Origin of the sequence: Falsihalocynthiibacter arcticus (assembly GCF_000812665.2) — a bacterium.
Lineage (GTDB): Bacteria > Pseudomonadota > Alphaproteobacteria > Rhodobacterales > Rhodobacteraceae > Falsihalocynthiibacter > Falsihalocynthiibacter arcticus.
Window position 1 is genome coordinate 866,853 of sequence record NZ_CP014327.1, and the last position, 16,669, is coordinate 883,521.

The 16,669-nt window shown below is 52.1% G+C and carries 13 protein-coding genes, 1 tRNA gene and 2 pseudogenes; 4 read left to right on the plus strand and 12 right to left on the minus strand.

Going from position 1 to position 16,669, the window contains the following annotated elements:
- Positions 1-28: 28 nt before the first annotated feature.
- From rpoB to RC74_RS04370, 8 genes are all read right to left on the minus strand, one after another.
- Positions 29-4,165, minus strand: a complete 4,137-nt coding sequence (gene rpoB, locus RC74_RS04335; protein WP_039003442.1) for a DNA-directed RNA polymerase subunit beta — start codon at positions 4,163-4,165, stop codon at positions 29-31.
- A 244-nt stretch (positions 4,166-4,409) separates the two neighbouring features.
- Entirely contained in the window at positions 4,410-4,784 is a 375-nt protein-coding gene (gene rplL / locus RC74_RS04340; RefSeq protein WP_039003441.1) for a 50S ribosomal protein L7/L12, read from the minus strand.
- 69 nt (positions 4,785-4,853) lie between these two features.
- Positions 4,854-5,369 carry a 50S ribosomal protein L10 gene (gene rplJ / locus RC74_RS04345; RefSeq protein WP_039003440.1) on the minus strand — a complete coding sequence of 172 codons (516 nt, stop codon included), beginning with the start codon at positions 5,367-5,369 and terminating at the stop codon, positions 4,854-4,856.
- 249 nt (positions 5,370-5,618) lie between these two features.
- Positions 5,619-6,317: a 50S ribosomal protein L1 gene (gene rplA / locus RC74_RS04350; RefSeq protein WP_039003439.1), complete on the minus strand. Its 699-nt coding sequence runs from the start codon at positions 6,315-6,317 to the stop codon at positions 5,619-5,621.
- 2 nt (positions 6,318-6,319) lie between these two features.
- Positions 6,320-6,745, minus strand: a complete 426-nt coding sequence (rplK, locus tag RC74_RS04355) for a 50S ribosomal protein L11 (protein WP_039003438.1) — start codon at positions 6,743-6,745, stop codon at positions 6,320-6,322.
- A 124-nt stretch (positions 6,746-6,869) separates the two neighbouring features.
- Positions 6,870-7,403 (minus strand): transcription termination/antitermination protein NusG, encoded by a 534-nt coding sequence (gene nusG, locus RC74_RS04360; RefSeq protein ID WP_039003437.1) that lies wholly within the window; start codon positions 7,401-7,403, stop codon positions 6,870-6,872.
- A 185-nt stretch (positions 7,404-7,588) separates the two neighbouring features.
- A complete protein-coding gene (gene secE / locus RC74_RS04365; protein WP_039003436.1) occupies positions 7,589-7,792 on the minus strand; it encodes a preprotein translocase subunit SecE in 204 nt (67 codons plus the stop codon).
- 88 nt (positions 7,793-7,880) lie between these two features.
- On the minus strand, positions 7,881-8,573 hold the full coding sequence (locus RC74_RS04370; protein WP_062628134.1) for a hypothetical protein: 693 nt from the start codon (positions 8,571-8,573) through the stop codon (positions 7,881-7,883).
- Positions 8,574-9,039: 466 nt separating this feature from the next.
- On the opposite strand from RC74_RS04370, the pseudogene RC74_RS04375 reads away from it, so the two are divergent.
- Positions 9,040-9,861, plus strand: a pseudogene (locus RC74_RS04375) (IS110 family RNA-guided transposase); the annotation flags it as partial.
- Positions 9,862-10,203: 342 nt separating this feature from the next.
- Here RC74_RS04375 and RC74_RS04380 read toward each other — a convergent pair.
- From RC74_RS04380 to parC, 4 genes are all read right to left on the minus strand, one after another.
- Positions 10,204-10,279 (minus strand) — tRNA-Trp (locus RC74_RS04380).
- Positions 10,280-10,384: 105 nt separating this feature from the next.
- Positions 10,385-11,053 carry a CatB-related O-acetyltransferase gene (locus RC74_RS04385; protein ID WP_039003501.1) on the minus strand — a complete coding sequence of 223 codons (669 nt, stop codon included), beginning with the start codon at positions 11,051-11,053 and terminating at the stop codon, positions 10,385-10,387.
- A gap of 163 nt (positions 11,054-11,216) precedes the next feature.
- A complete protein-coding gene (gene tuf / locus RC74_RS04390; protein WP_062628136.1) occupies positions 11,217-12,395 on the minus strand; it encodes an elongation factor Tu in 1,179 nt (392 codons plus the stop codon).
- Positions 12,396-12,578: 183 nt separating this feature from the next.
- Positions 12,579-14,816, minus strand: coding sequence for a DNA topoisomerase IV subunit A (gene parC / locus RC74_RS04395; protein ID WP_039000059.1), 2,238 nt, complete (start codon positions 14,814-14,816; stop codon positions 12,579-12,581).
- 147 nt (positions 14,817-14,963) lie between these two features.
- Between parC and RC74_RS04400 the strand changes: the two genes are divergently transcribed.
- The 3 genes and pseudogenes from RC74_RS04400 to RC74_RS04410 all read left to right on the plus strand — a co-directional run bounded on the left by RC74_RS04400 (position 14,964) and on the right by RC74_RS04410 (position 16,653).
- Entirely contained in the window at positions 14,964-15,791 is an 828-nt protein-coding gene (locus RC74_RS04400) for an SDR family NAD(P)-dependent oxidoreductase (RefSeq protein ID WP_039000044.1), read from the plus strand.
- Positions 15,792-15,875: 84 nt separating this feature from the next.
- Positions 15,876-16,073 (plus strand): twin transmembrane helix small protein, encoded by a 198-nt coding sequence (locus tag RC74_RS04405; RefSeq protein ID WP_039000046.1) that lies wholly within the window; start codon positions 15,876-15,878, stop codon positions 16,071-16,073.
- 8 nt (positions 16,074-16,081) lie between these two features.
- A pseudogene (locus tag RC74_RS04410) lies at positions 16,082-16,653 on the plus strand (cob(I)yrinic acid a,c-diamide adenosyltransferase).
- Positions 16,654-16,669 lie beyond the last annotated feature (16 nt).

Below are 16,669 nucleotides of genomic sequence, written 5' to 3' on the forward strand. Positions count from 1 at the left end.
GAAGGTGGGAGGAGTAAGGCACGGGGCCCTACTCATCCTCCTCCGCATCCAGGAGTTCCATGTTGAGGCCGAGGCCCCGGACTTCTTTGACAAGCACGTTGAAGCTTTCGGGCACACCGGCCTCGTAATTATCTTCACCTTTGACAATGCTTTCATAGACTTTCGTCCGTCCGGCAACGTCATCGGATTTCACGGTCAGCATCTCTTGCAGCGTGTAAGCCGCGCCATATGCTTCGAGCGCCCAGACTTCCATCTCCCCGAAACGCTGGCCACCGAACTGAGCTTTACCGCCCAGAGGTTGCTGCGTGACAAGGCTGTAAGGCCCCGTTGAACGTGCGTGGATTTTGTCGTCCACGAGGTGATGCAGTTTGAGCAGGTATTTCATACCCACGGTCACTTTACGGGCGAATTGCTCGCCTGTACGACCATCAAACAGAACCGATTGACCAGAAGTGTCAAAGCCAGCCCGCGTCAACGCGTCGTTAACATCCGCCTCTTTGGCGCCGTCAAAAACCGGTGTCGCGATTGGCACACCGCCGGTAACGTTACCCGCAGCTTCCAACAATTGCTTTTCAGTCATGTCGGCGATGCCTTCGTCATAGACATCATCGCCATAAGCAAACTTCATCGCATCCCGAACAGGGGTCATATCGCCAGAACGACGATATTCGCCAAGCGCTTCGTCGATTTGGATACCCAAACCACGGCTCGCCCAACCCATGTGGGTTTCAAGAATCTGACCAACGTTCATCCGCGAAGGCACACCCAGTGGGTTCAAACAGAAGTCAACTGGCGTACCATCCGCGAGGAACGGCATGTCTTCCATAGGCACAACCTTGGAAATAACACCTTTGTTCCCGTGACGACCCGCCATTTTATCACCTGGCTGAAGCTTACGCTTCACAGCAATAAAGACTTTAACCATCTTCATCACACCCGGAGGCAAATCATCGCCGCGGCGCACTTTTTCGACTTTGTCCTCGAAGCGCGCTTCCATCATCTTTTTCTGTACGTCGTATTGCGCGTTCAGAGCTTCGATGATTTTTGCTGCTTCTTCATCTTCAAGTGCGAGCTGCCACCATAGACCTTTGGACAACATGCCCAAAAGATCTTCGGTTACTTCGGACCCAGGCTTAACGCCCTTCGGACCCTTGGCAACGGTTTTACCCAGAACCATAGATTTAAGACGCTGATAGATGTTGCGATCAAGAATTGTCAGCTCGTCGTCGCGGTCACGCGCCAAACGTTCGACTTCTTCACGCTCGATTTGCAACGCACGTTCGTCTTTTTCAACGCCGTGGCGGTTGAAAACACGAACTTCCACAACAGTCCCGAAATCACCCGGCTTCACACGCAACGATGTGTCACGTACGTCAGAGGCTTTTTCACCGAAGATCGCGCGAAGAAGCTTTTCTTCAGGCGTCATTGGGCTTTCGCCCTTCGGTGTGATTTTACCCACAAGGATATCACCAGGATGCACTTCCGCGCCGATGTAAACAATGCCAGCCTCGTCGAGGTTGCGCAGCGCTTCTTCACCAACGTTTGGAATATCACGTGTGATTTCCTCGGGACCAAGCTTTGTATCACGTGCGGCGACTTCGAATTCTTCGATGTGAACCGAAGTAAACACGTCATCACGAACGATACGCTCAGAGATTAGGATGGAGTCTTCGTAGTTGTAGCCATTCCAAGGCATAAACGCGACAATCACGTTTTTACCCAAAGCCAATTCGCCAATATCCGTGGACGGGCCGTCAGCAATAACTTCGTTTTTGCCGACAATATCGCCTACTTTTACCAACGGGCGTTGGTTGATACAGGTGTTTTGGTTTGAGCGTTGGAACTTACGCAGACGATAGATGTCTACGCCAGCATCGCCGAGTTCAAGATCATGCGTCGCACGAACAACGATACGCTGCGCATCAACTTGGTCAACGATACCTTGGCGTTTCGCCATGATCGAAGCACCGGAGTCGCGTGCAACCACTTCCTCAATACCGGTCCCAACCAAAGGCGCTTCAGCCTGTAGCAAAGGAACGGCTTGACGCATCATGTTCGAGCCCATCAAGGCACGGTTGGCGTCATCGTTTTCGAGGAACGGAATAAGCGAAGCCGCAACCGAGACCAGCTGTTTTGGCGAAACGTCGATCAAGTCGATGTTTGCCGCTGGGCTCAATGTGTACTCGCCAGATTGACGTGCCGACACGAGGTCGTTTTTGAACTTGCCTTCGTCATCGAGCTGCGCGTTTGCTTGCGCAACCGTGTGACGCATCTCTTCAGTAGCCGACATGTACTGAACTTCGTCAGTCACTTTGGTGTCGACAACCTTGCGATAAGGCGTTTCGATAAAGCCGTATTTGTTCACTCGGGCAAAAGTCGCCAGCGAGTTGATCAGACCAATATTCGGACCCTCTGGAGTCTCAATTGGACACATACGACCATAGTGTGTTGGGTGAACGTCACGAACCTCAAAGCCCGCACGTTCGCGCGTCAAGCCGCCAGGCCCAAGCGCAGAAAGACGACGCTTGTGCGTGACTTCCGAGAGCGGGTTGGTTTGGTCCATGAACTGCGACAGCTGCGAAGAGCCGAAGAATTCACGCACCGCAGCAGCGGCTGGTTTCGCATTGATCAGGTCTTGTGGCATGACAGTGTCGATCTCGACGGAGGACATCCGCTCTTTGATCGCACGTTCCATGCGCAACAGACCAACACGGTATTGATTTTCCATCAATTCGCCAACAGAGCGCACACGACGGTTGCCGAGGTGGTCAATGTCGTCGATGTCGCCTTTGCCATCACGCAATTGAACAAGCGCTTTGATACAGGAAACGATGTCTTCTTTGCGCAAGGTACGAATGGAATCATCCGCATCCAGATCAAGACGCATGTTCATTTTCACACGACCAACGGCCGAGAGATCATAACGTTCGCTATCAAAGAACAATGTGTCAAACAACGCGCTCGCGCTTTCAACGGTGGGTGGCTCGCCAGGACGCATCACACGGTAGATATCCATAAGCGCGGTGTCGCGACCCATGTTTTTATCTGCCGCCATTGTGTTGCGGATGTAGGGCCCAACATTGACGTTATCGATGTCAAGAACAGGGATCTCGGTGATGCCCGCGTCCAGAAGTTCCTGCAAAGAACCACCAGTGATTTCGCCAGCTTTATCATATTCGAACGCCAACTCATCGCCAGCTTCGGCATAGATCGCGCCAGTTTCTTCGTTGATCATGTCGCGTGCAACAAACTTGCCGAGGATTTGCTCGAACGGCAAAAGAAGCTGAGTAACGGCAGCGTCTTCAACAAGTTTCTTCACGGCGCGAGGCGTGATCTTCTTGCCAGCTTCTGCAATCACTTCACCGGTTTTCGCGTCAACCAAATCATATGTCGGACGTGTGCCACGTACGCGCTCTGGGAAGAACTTGGTTGCCCAACCTTTGTTCTTCTTAAGCGTGTAGTTCACAGTATCATAATACGCGTTGCAAATGTCTTCTTGATCCATACCCAAAGCATAAAGCAATGTGGTCACAGGCAATTTGCGACGACGGTCAATCCGTGAGAACACGATGTCTTTGGCGTCGAATTCGAAATCCAACCATGACCCACGGTAAGGAATGATCCGACACGCGAACAAAAGTTTACCCGAGGAGTGGGTTTTGCCTTTGTCGTGGTCAAAGAACACGCCGGGTGAGCGGTGCATTTGCGAAACGATTACGCGCTCAGTACCGTTGACAACAAAGGTACCATTCGGTGTCATTAAAGGCATATCGCCCATGAACACGTCTTGTTCTTTGATGTCTTTAACCGATTTCGCGCCTGTATCTTCGTCGATATCAAACACGATGAGGCGGAGCGTCACCTTCAAAGGCGCGCTGTAAGTCATGTCACGTTGCTGACATTCTTCAACATCGTATTTCGGCTTTTCGAGCTCGTATTTTACGAACTCAAGAATGGATGTTTCGTTGAAATCTTTGATCGGAAAAACCGACTGAAATACGCCGTTGATGCCTTCGCCGTCGAGGGGCGTAAGCTGATCACCAGATTTCAAGAACAAGTCGTACGAGGATTTCTGAACCTCGATAAGGTTCGGCATCTCGAGAACTTCGCGGATTTTACCGAAGTATTTGCGAAGCCGTTTTTGGCCAAGGTAAGATTGAGCCATGTGCGTGGTCACCTTTCAGATTTTTCGCAGAGACATCCAAGCTGGGCAACAAGGACGTATCGCAAAACAAAACAATTCGGATCTATTCTCGAAACCGGCCCACCGGCTCCGCCCGATCCATTGAACCGCCTCTTAGGAAATGCCCGCGTGCCGCAGACCGTTTCTAAGACGCGATAAGCTGGACCCGGAATAACCCCGGATCCAGCCAATTTTTGTAATCACTCGGGCACAATGCCCGACGTAATTACTTAACTTCGACTTCTGCGCCAGCTGCTTCGAGCTTAGCTTTGATGTCTTCAGCTTCTTCTTTCGAAACGCCTTCTTTGACAGCTTTGCCGCCAGCGTCTACGAGGTCTTTAGCTTCTTTCAGGCCAAGACCTGTGATGCCGCGGACTTCTTTGATGACGCCGATTTTGGAAGCACCAGCAGATTTCAGAATTACTGTAAATTCTGTTTGCTCTTCTGCGTCAGCACCAGCATCTGCTGGGCCAGCCATCATAACAGCTCCGCCAGCAGCAGGCTCAATGCCATACTCGTCTTTAAGGATAGTTTTCAGTTCTTGTGCTTCGAGAAGGGTAAGACCAACGATCTCTTCAGCAAGTTTTTTCAGATCAGCCATTATACTGTTTCCGTTCGTTTAAGTTGTGTTCCAACGTGTAAGGACAATCCCCACGAAGGCTCATGTTGCTTAAGCAGCAAGCTTGTCTTCAATTGTAGACAAGATGCTCGCGATATTGCTTGCAGGCGCGCCAATGGCCCCGGCGATGTTGGAAGCAGGTGCCCCAATGCAGCCAACGATAGAAGCGATAAGCTCCTCGCGTGACGGCATCGCTGCAACGGCTTTAACACCAGCGACGTCCAGTGCCGTCTCACCCATAGCACCACCGAGAATTTCCAGTTTGGAATTCCCTTTGGAGTATGCCTGAACAACCTTGGCCGCAGCCACAGGATCTTCAGAGTAGGCGAGAACAGTCATGCCATTGAGGAGGCTCGCAATGCTTGCGCATGGCTTACCCTCAAGGGCGATCTTGGCGAGCTTGTTTTTGGCAACGCGAACAGACCCATCGACTTCGCTCATTTGAGCGCGAAGGTCTTGCATTTCAGCAACCGTGAGGCCTTCGTAGCGGCAAACCACTACAACGCCAGAGCTGTCAAAGATTTGGCCGAGTTCGTCGACCAACTGTTCTTTTTGTGCTCTATCCACAGTTTTCTCCAAATTTGGGGGTTGCCCCCCGGCTCAGTTTGACCCGCCCCCAGTGTGGGATTGGGCCGTTCGGGTCCAATTTCTGGGTCCCGAGGCCAGATCACCCGAGGGTTGCCCCTCGAAAAATTGTCTCGTTCCCCATCTCAGGAAGGATTTATGGCCGAAGCCACCCTCCGTCTCGGACAGGATGGGGCCAAATCGGCGGCCCCACCATTCTGCGGGTTGCCCCGCGGAATTCTTTAAACTGGCTTAGTTGCCAGTTGCGCTTTCAACGTTCAATGTCACGCCTGGGCCCATTGTGGAGCTGACAGCGATCGATTTCATGTAGGTGCCCTTGCTGCCCGACGGGCGCAATTTGGCAACCGCATCAACGAAAGCACGAATATTTTCAATCAGTTGCGCTTCAGTGAAGGACACTTTGCCAACACCAGCATGGATCACACCAGCTTTTTCAACTTTGAACTGAACTTCGCCGCCTTTGGCCGCTTTAACAGCAGCTTCAACATCCATAGTCACAGTACCAACGCGTGGGTTTGGCATCAGGTTGCGTGGGCCTAGGATCTTACCTAGACGACCAACAACACCCATCATGTCTGGTGTCGCAATGCAGCGATCGAATTCGATCTTGCCGCTTTGCACGATTTCCATAAGGTCCTCGGCACCAACGATGTCTGCACCAGCAGCCGTTGCTTCGTCAGCCTTAGGGCCACGTGCGAAAACAGCAACACGTACTGTTTTGCCAGTGCCGTTGGGCAAGCCAACAACGCCGCGAACCATTTGGTCGGCGTGACGTGGGTCAACACCAAGATTCATCGCGATTTCAACTGTTTCGTCGAATTTTGCAACGGCACTGGCTTTCACCAATGCAACAGCATCTTCAACTGTGAGGTTTGCTTTACCAGCAAATGCCGCGCGTGCCGCGGTTGTGCGTTTTCCGAGCTTTGCCATGATTATTTTACCTCGATGCCCATAGAACGCGCAGAACCCATGATGATCAGCATAGCTGACTCAATATCGTTTGCGTTCAGGTCTTTCATTTTTGCTTCTGCGATTTCTTTGACTTGCTTCGCAGTCACAGTACCCACAGTTTCACGGCTTGGTGTTTTCGCACCCGACGTGATGTTTGCAGCTTTTTTCAAGAAATAAGACGCCGGAGGAGTCTTAACTTCCATCGAGAAAGATTTGTCTTGGTAATACGTGATCACGGTTGGGCAAGGGGCGCCAACTTCAAGGTCCGCTGTTTTCGCGTTAAACGCTTTACAGAATTCCATGATGTTGATGCCGCGCTGACCCAGCGCGGGGCCCACGGGGGGGCTTGGGTTGGCTTTGCCTGCAGGAACCTGCAGCTTCATAGTGCCAGCAATCTTCTTGGCCATCGGGCCTCTCCTTCTTCAACTCACCGCAAACGCGTTTGCGGGACTATGGTTGTGTGGTTCGGATTTCTGAGCGCGCTCAGGTCCCCTCCCACAATTTCGTGCACTCGAAGGTGCACACCACACACTAGATATCTTTTGTTACCTGTGTGAATTCCAACTCGACCGGCGTTGCCCGACCAAAAATACTTACGGTCACTTTCAGGCGACCATTTGCTTCGTCCACATCCTCGACCATGCCGTCGAAACCTTCGAACGGACCGTCGGTAACCTGAACTTTTTCGCCCGTTTCGAAATGGATCAAGGTACGTGGCGCCTCTAGACCCTCTTCAACGCGATTCAAAATCTGGTTCACCTCTGCGTCGCGCATCGGCATCGGACGCCCCTGCGGACCCAAAAATCCAGTGACGCGATTGATGGAGGTCACAAGGTGGTAGCCCTCGTCGCTCATCTCCATGCGAATCAAAACGTAACCCGGCATAAAGCGACGCTCGGCGGTCACTTTTTTCCCACGGCGGATCTCAATGATTTCCTCCGTCGGTACCAGTACTTCTTCGATCTCTTCCTCAAGACCGGCTTCCGCAGCAGCAAGTTTAATTGCTTCGGCGATCTTTTTCTCGAAATTCGAGAGGACGCTCACCGAATACCAACGCTTAGCCATTTTGCCACAGTCCTTGTCTCAATTTTTGGGAAAACCCCAAAAGATGTATAAATTCTAAAGGGTTAGTGCGATCCAACCCTGAACAAAAAACAGCGCGCAGCCCGAATCGCTGCACGCCTGCCATGATGTTGATGCCTCAAGTATCCCTGAAACCAAGTGAATTCAAGCCAATTGAGGCGATTTTTTTATGCGAAGAACCCAAGGCCAAATTGCAGACCCGAGCGGATCGCCATATCAACCAAGGAAAAGAAGATTCCCATGAGCGTTGCCATCACCATAACCATCGCCGTGGTCAAAACGACCTCACGACGTGTTGGCCATGTGATTTTAGCCCCTTCGCCGCGCACTTCTTGAATGAACTGAAGCGGATTTGTGCGTTTTGCTGCCATGATGCTGCCCTTTATGCCGTCGCCACATGCGACGAAAGCGATATATGCTATGGTGACGCGCTTGGCAAGGCACGCGCGCTGGTTTGCGTCACGTGCGGGGTTGCCACGCCCCTATCACTTTAACCTTTTCCATCTTCGAGACATCTTCAAAGTCCGAACGATAGGCAGAGGCCGCCACTTCAATCTCATTTTGGGACCAAGGAGAGTATCGTGGATTTTCAGGCGCTGTCGGAAACAGGGATCGTGCCGCAATTGCCATCTCGCGTTGCTGGGCGCGGCTGTCCGTCGGCGACGCCTGTTGCAAGACCTGCTCGACCGCGCGTTGCGACATCCCTGAATGAACTCGACGGGCAATCGGCTCAACAAATTGGCCAAGTTTCCATCCAACCAGTTTGCGCATGATTCGCACAAAGTTGGCCGGATAATCCTCATAGCGCCAAACATAAATCTCGGCCACCTCTGGGACAAGACTAAGACGCCGCACAACGTTTGACCAACGCACGTCGTGAAATGCCATTCCTTCTGCGAAATTCTTGAAAGGCTCAACCTTCCCACCCACAAGCGATTGCGAATAGGCCGAGGCCATTAAATCGGCGGGATTGCGGACGGCCAAAAAAAGCGACAACGGGCGGCCCCCGAAATAAGGAATAAGCTTTTCCAACTGGGAGTCGGAATTCGGATAAAGGGGGGCGACGCGCCTGCCCTTTTTGATGCGCCACATCGGACCAAGAAAGTTTTCTTCGGAAAGCACCAAACGGTTTGCCCCCCCGCCAAGTCCCAAAGCGCTTGCTCGGCCCGTTCTTTTGATTCTGGGTGCTTGCTTGTAGGCAGTCCAAACCGACTCTGGAGCGATTTTTTCGGCCCGCGCAGATCTGAAGGCCCTCTGAATATCACCTTGGATTGCGCCAAGAGGTCCGCATTTGCTTCCAGCGAGTGCTGAAGATGCGTTGTTGCGGTTTTATGCGCGCCCAAATGCATGGAAATCCGGAGTTTTTGCGAGGGGATGTCAGGCAATGGGATGTGACCCAAATAGGCGCCATATCGGCGGTACGGGGTTCAACGAGTCAAAAATCATGCTGCTGCCTTCAGGATACCTGCCCCATCTTAGCCGACTTCGCTAAAGTTTCAACGGGAACACCGAACGAATAATCTGAAGGGCACTGATGGTGTGGATGCCTCACCCCTGAACCGGCATCGAAGTATGCCATAGTGGTGATGTTGAAATCACCAAATGGGAGGAGGCATCCATGAATGAAGTTACAATGATTGGCGTGGACTTGGCAAAGTCAGTTTTCCAGGCGCACGGCGCGACGGCAGCGGGCGAACCAGTACTCCGAAAGAAACTGTCGCGCGGGCAGTTCTTGAAATTCCTGAGCGAGCAGCCAAATTGCGTGGCTGCGATGGAGGCCTGTGCCTCGTCGCATTACTGGGGACGCGAGATCATGAAGCTGGGCCACGACGTCCGCCTGATCCCGCTCATCTATGTAAAGCCATTTGTGAAACGCCAGAAGAAGGATGCGAATGACGCAGAGGCCATCGCCGAAGCGGCGGTCCGGCCAACGATGCGTTTCGCTCCAGTTAAATCAGCTGAGCAACAATCCCGGTCGATGGTCTTTAAGACGCGTGATTTATTTGTCCGACAGCACAATGCGATCATCAACGCGCTGCGAGGCCACTTGATGGAATATGGTATCATCGCTCCACCCGGACGAAATTTTGTGAAGAAGTTGGCCGAACAGATCGAAGATCCAGAGAGTGGCTTGCCATTGATTGTCACTGAACTCAGCCGCGTATATTTGGATCAGCTCAGCACCTGCAGCTACAAAATTGTAGTGATAGAACGACGCCTGAAGGATGAAGCGACGGCTGACCCCGAGACGATACGTTTGCAAACTGCACCGGGCGTTGGCCCAGTGAGTGCTATGGCGATCAAAGCGTTCTCTCCGCCGTTGGAGGGTTTTAAACGTGGCCGCGATTTTGCGACTTGGCTCGGGTTGGCTCCTGTCCAAAAATCCACTGGTGGCCGACAAATACTGGGCCGAACGTCAAAGATGGGACAGCGCGACATCCTGTTGCGGCAGCTTGAAGCTGTAACGCTCGGTAAGATGTGAGAAGGACATTGAAACAGTAAGGGCAAATGATCGACTAGATCGAGGTTAGAAAAACCAGGCCTTCCCAGAGAGCTTCGCGCTCGTGACATTGATTTGGACCTGACCTTCGCATCGCCATACCGGCCCGCGGCATGTGAAACGTCGCAAACTGAGGCCTAACACATGACCGTACCCGATCACATGTTCAAACTGTTGAAAATATCTCTTGCATCAAACGGGGCATCCACACATGGGAAGGACATAAATCCATTCACCGTTCTGACTTTCTTCAGGCCAAAATGCGTAAGACGCAAGGTGACCTGGCAGGGGCTGAGGGGCTCGAACCCACGACCCTCGGTTTTGGAGACCGATGCTCTACCAACTGAGCTAAACCCCTAAAGTCGTCGCAGGAAGTACGGCACCCAGCGATTGGAATCAAGAGCGATTTACAACAATCGAGCAATCTCCGCCCCGTGTGGTCAAATTTATCTTTCAAGACGGATTATTTCGCAGCCTTAGAAACGGAAACCGCCTTCAATGCGTCAATATCCGCGCCGACAATGAGAGGAAGGTGACGTTGAATGTCCTCGATCGGCCAATCCCACCATTTAATCTCCAACAGGGAATCAATCACGTCAGATTCAAAACGTGGACGGATGGGCTTTGCTGGATTGCCGCCAACGATCATATAGGGGCCAACGTCATTCGTGACCACCGAGCCAGTGGCGATAATTGCCCCGTCGGCAACAGTCACACCGGGCATGATTTTGGCGTCATGCCCGATCCAAACATCGTTGCCGATATGCGTATCCTGAAATGCCTCCGTGTTTTGTGCGTAAACGCCCATGGTTTCAGGATTAAAGATCGCAAATGGATAGGTTGAAAAACCGCCTATCGGATGGTTCGCCGAGCTCGTAATAAACAGCACACCCTGCGCAAACTGGCAGAACTTACCAATCGTCAGGCGCTCAGGCGCACCCGCATAAAGATAGGGTGCAATGCCGCTCGCCCAATCCTCAACGGGGTGGAATGAGTTGAAATAACTGTAATCCCCGATCTCAATATTGGGGTGATCAATGACCTGATTGAGGTAAACGAGGTTTTCCAGAACCGTTCCATCTGGGAGGGTTACCGGGTTTGCCGCTTCGGAACGCAAAAAAGAAGAGGGCATGAAAAGCCTTTAGTTGGGTAAATCGTCAAACAAGAAATGCCGTATGTTCGCCCATCTTGTCACGCTGAAATTTTTGTTTCTCTAACTGAAGTTCGCTTTTGAGTTGCGCTAAACGAAAAAGGGCCGCCCGAAGGCGACCCTTTCAAACTCAAGCAGCTAATGCTTACTCAATGATTTTAGAGACAACACCGGAACCAACAGTGCGGCCGCCTTCGCGGATCGCAAAGCGGAGGCCAGCTTCCATGGCGATAGGCGCGATCAGTTCAACTGTGAACTTCAAGTTGTCGCCTGGCATAACCATTTCTGTGCCTTCAGGAAGCGTAACTGTTCCCGTTACGTCCGTTGTGCGGAAGTAAAACTGTGGACGGTAGTTCGCGAAGAATGGCGTGTGACGGCCACCCTCTTCTTTGGTCAAAATATAGACCTCAGCTTCGAATTTTGTGTGTGGCTTAACAGAACCTGGCTTACAAAGGATCTGACCACGCTCAACGCCTTCACGGTCAACACCGCGAAGCAATGCGCCGATGTTGTCACCAGCTTCACCGCGGTCAAGCAGTTTGCGGAACATTTCAACACCAGTACAAGTGGTAGTTGTTGTGTCTTTGAGACCAACGATTTCGATGGAATCCCCAACGTTAACAACACCGCGCTCGATACGGCCCGTTACAACGGTACCGCGACCAGAGATCGAGAACACGTCCTCGATTGGCATCAAGAAAGGTTCGTCAATCGCACGTGGAGGCTGTGGAATAAACGCATCAACAGCAGCCATCAATTCAGCGATTTTCTTGGAGCCGATTTCTTCGTCACGGTCTTCCAAAGCTGCCAAAGCAGAACCAGCAATTACGGGGATATTATCGCCGTCATAACCATACTCTGTGAGAAGCTCACGGATTTCCATTTCAACCAACTCAAGAAGTTCATCGTCGTCTACTTGGTCAACTTTGTTCATGAAGACAACCATTTCAGGGATGCCAACTTGGCGACCCAAAAGGATGTGCTCACGTGTTTGTGGCATCGGACCGTCGGCTGCGTTCACAACCAAGATCGCGCCGTCCATTTGAGCCGCACCAGTGATCATGTTTTTCACATAGTCAGCGTGGCCTGGGCAATCAACGTGGGCATAGTGACGTGCTTCAGTCTCATACTCAACGTGTGCTGTCGAGATGGTGATGCCGCGTGCTTTTTCTTCGGGCGCGCCGTCAATTTGATCGTATGCTTGGAAGTTGTCCGAAAACTGCTTCGTAATCGCAGCTGTCAAAGTCGTCTTACCGTGGTCAACGTGGCCGATTGTACCAATGTTACAATGCGGTTTGTTACGTTGGAATTTTTCCTTACCCATGAAAGCCTCATCCTTAAACAAGGGGGCCGGAACCGACCCCACATTACATCGCGGGTGAAGTATGATTTTACGCAGGATAAATCAAGCGTTTCGTTTCATACTTTCCCCTTGATGCCTAAATGTGGCTTCAGCGCCGCTTATTCAAGGATAGTCTTGATCCCCTTGGAGTATTTGGCCGCAAGCTTAGGTAAATTTATTGTCGTGCGGGAAGCCACGCGGCGCCATCCGTCCGGTCGCGGCGCGCTTGCCCAACCAATCTGCAAGCTCGGTCACGGTCCGCGTACGTCCTGCAGGATCATGCCACGTCAGGCCGTCCGCAATATTGAACGCGCGCGCATCGCTTAGGCCACCATCTTTGAATTTCTGGAGACGCACACCTTTACCGCGTCCCATTTCGGGCAGTTCATCCACAGCAAACACCAGCATTTTATGATTATCGCCAACGGTTGCAACGTGGTCGCCTATTATAGGCAGGCAAACGATGGCCGACACATCGCCGCGCACATTGAGCACTTGTTTGCCGCTTCGAGTTTGCGCAATCACTTCATTTTCAGGCACAACAAACCCATCACCCGCCGAAGAAGCCACCAAAAGTTTACGGTTCGGAACGTGTATAAACAGATCGACAATTTCGCTTTCGTTCGCAAGGTCGACCATCAGACGGACCGGCTCACCCATGCCGCGCCCACCCGGAAGCGTGCTCGCCCCCATAGTAAAGAAACGGCCATTCGCGCCGAGCAAAAGCAGGCGATCAGTCGTCTCGGCATGGAAGGCAAAGCGGGGGCCGTCACCGTCTTTGAATTTCAACTCGCGTGTGAGATCAATATGACCCGACATCGCGCGAATCCAGCCCATTTTGGAGCAAACAACGGTAATCGGTTCGCGCTCGATCATCGCTTCGATCGGTACGTCTTCGACTTCCAGTGCCTCGGCAAATTGAGTACGACGCGCGCCGCCTTCAAAATTCTTGCCAAATTTCTTCTTGGTTTCCCGCAACTGTTCGGAAATTTTTGACCACTGGAGATCTTCGCTTCCCATCAATTCGAAGAGACCCGCTCGCTCAAGAGTTAGGGCGTCATTTTCTTTTTTGAGTTCAAGTTCTTCCAGCTTTCGCAAGCTGCGCAAACGCATGTTCAAAATGGCTTCAGCCTGAACTTCAGTCAGTCCAAACTCTTGCATCATCACGGCGCGTGGATGATCCTCAAAACGAATGATTTCGATGATGCGATCAAGATTGAGGAACGCAATAATGTACCCTGCGAGCACCTCTAGGCGGTGATCGATTTGCTCAAGACGATACTGGCTACGTCGTAAAAGCACATCACGACGGTGATCCAAAAACGCCCGCAGAACCTCTTTGAGGCTGCAAACCTTCGGCGTCAAACCATCGATCAGCACGTTCATATTCATGCTAAACCGCACCTCAAGATCGCTGTTGCGATACAGGGTGTTCATCAGAACTTCTGGTATTACATTCTTGGATTTCGGCTCTAGAACGATGCGCACATCTTCGGCGCTTTCGTCCCGCACATCCCCAAGAATCGGCACTTTCTTAAGCTGAATGACCTCGGCCAGTTTCTCGATCAATTTACTTTTCTGAACCTGATAAGGAATCTCGGTGACAACAATTTGCCACGTGCCGCGCCCCAAATCCTCAACTTCATATTTACACCGCAGTCGGAACGAACCCCGCCCTGTGCGATACGCCTCGACGATGTTTTCGCGCGGCTCTACAATGATGCCGCCCGTCGGGAAATCTGGACCGGGAACAAAGTTCACCAATGTCTCGTCCCGCGCATCGGGCGTTTTGATCAGATGCAAACACGCGTCGACCAATTCAACAACATTGTGGGGTGGAATGTTGGTGGCCATACCAACGGCAATCCCAGTTGACCCATTAGCCAACAGATTTGGGAAAGTCGCAGGAAGCACCGTTGGCTCCGTTAGGCGCCCGTCATAATTATCCCGAAAATCAACGGAGTTTTCGTTCAATCCCTCAAGCATCGCTTCCGCGACAAACGTCATGCGCGCCTCGGTGTACCGACTGGCCGCTGGATTGTCGCCGTCGATATTGCCGAAATTCCCCTGGCCATCCACCAGTGGATAGCGCACGTTGAAGTCCTGCGCCAAACGGGCCATCGCGTCGTAAATCGCCATGTCACCGTGAGGGTGGAAATCCCCCATTGTGTCGCCCGAAATTTTGGCCGACTTCAAATACCCCCCCGTCGAATTCAGACGCAGCCGATTCATCGCATAAAGAATACGTCGGTGCACAGGCTTCAGCCCGTCACGCGCATCGGGTAACGCACGATGCATAATCGTCGAAAGCGCATAGGTCAGGTAGCGGTCTCCAATTGCGCGGCGCAACGGCTCAGCTATTTCCACAGGTTCGATGTCGGAGGGGTCGTTTTCTTTGCTCATAAAACGGTGATAACGCCGAGAATTGGTGCGCACAAGAACTAGGTCGCTTCCTGCAAAATTTTGCACCACGAACTGTGCGCGCAATTACCCTTGTTTTTTCATGCCTCAAAGGTGATCACTCAGACACACATCGCGCGAAAGAAAAATATGCCCAGCAAATCCATCCTCATTACCGGCTGCTCTAGCGGCATCGGATATGACGCGGCCCATGGCCTCAAGAACCGAGGATGGCGTGTTTTTGCTACCTGTCGCCAAGAAAAAGACTGCGAACGCCTTCGCGCCGAGGGGCTGGAAAGCTTCCCGCTAGATTATGCCGACGAGGCCAATATCGAGGCGGCGCTTGCCGAATGCCTTGCGCGCACCGGAGGCACGCTTGACGCCTTATATAACAACGGAGCCTTTGCTGTCCCTGGCGCAGTTGAAGACCTTCCCCGCGCCGCACTTCGGGAAATATTTGAGGTTAATCTCTTCGGGTATCATGACCTTACGTGCCAAGTTATCAAGATCATGCGCGCACAGGGGCACGGAAGAATTGTCAATTGCAGTTCAATACTTGGCTTTGCCCCCATGCGTTGGCGCGGCGCGTATAATGCCACGAAACACGCGATGGAGGGGCTTACCGATACACTGCGTTTAGAGATGCGGAGCACTCCGATCAAAATCATCTTGATTGAACCCGGTCCGATCACGTCGAAAATCCGGCAAAACTCTATTGCGCATTTTGAACGTCACATCGACATTGAAAACTCGCCACGCAAAGCTCAGTATGCACAACTTACAAAACGACTTTATGCAGATAAGAAACCAGATACGTTTGAGTTGCCTGCATCGGCAGTCACAAAAAAACTCATTCATGCCCTCGAAAGCCCGCGCCCCAAGCCTCGATACTATGTAACAACCCCGACTTATGTGATGGGCTTGCTGAAACGCGTTACATCGACACGAATGTTGGATAAGGTCTTAGCCAAGTTCTAGGGTGCGCAATAGTCGCACACCGCGATTTGACCTTGCAGCCCCTATAAATGCCCGTAAGTCTGGACAAAACCGAAAGGAAATTTCATGAATTCGGATCCGCTTTTTCTATTGGTCGTTGCGGCCATTTTGCTCGTCTTGGGCATACTTATCGTCGGCCTGGTTGGCTTTATGTCCGGCGGCGAGTTCAATCGCAAACACGCCAATCGTATCATGCGGTATCGTGTGGGTGCGCAGCTTGGGGCCGTAATATTAATCGTCATTTACGTTCTTTTGCGGCGTTAGGGGGCGAAATGGTTGTTCTCAACAAAATCTACACCCGCACGGGTGACGCTGGTCAAACCGCACTGGGGAATGGCACTCGCGTCGATAAATACGATGCGCGCGTAAATGCATATGGAACGGTCGATGAAACCAATGCGACCGTCGGGCTTGCACGGCTCCACGCCGAAGGTGAAATGGACGTACAGCTCGCACGCATTCAAAACGATCTATTCGATCTAGGGGCCGATCTTTGTCGCCCAGATTTGGAAACAGACGCGACGGCGGAATACCCCCCCTTCGGATGAACCATGCGCAAGTCGACCGGCTTGAGGCCGAAATTGACGCCATGAATGCACATATTCCGCCATTGCGCAGCTTTGTTTTACCCGGAGGAACACCCCTCGCAGCACAACTTCACCTGTCGCGAACGGTGTCCCGCCGCGCCGAACGCCTCACCGTTGAACTTGCGAGCCTCGAATCTGTAAACCCTGCGGCTGTGAAATATCTAAACCGTTTGTCAGACTGGTTTTTCGTGGCCTCACGTGCCGCAAATAAAAACAGCGCGAATGATGTGCTTTGGGTTCCTGGGGCAAACCGTTAGCGCCAACATCGAAAAA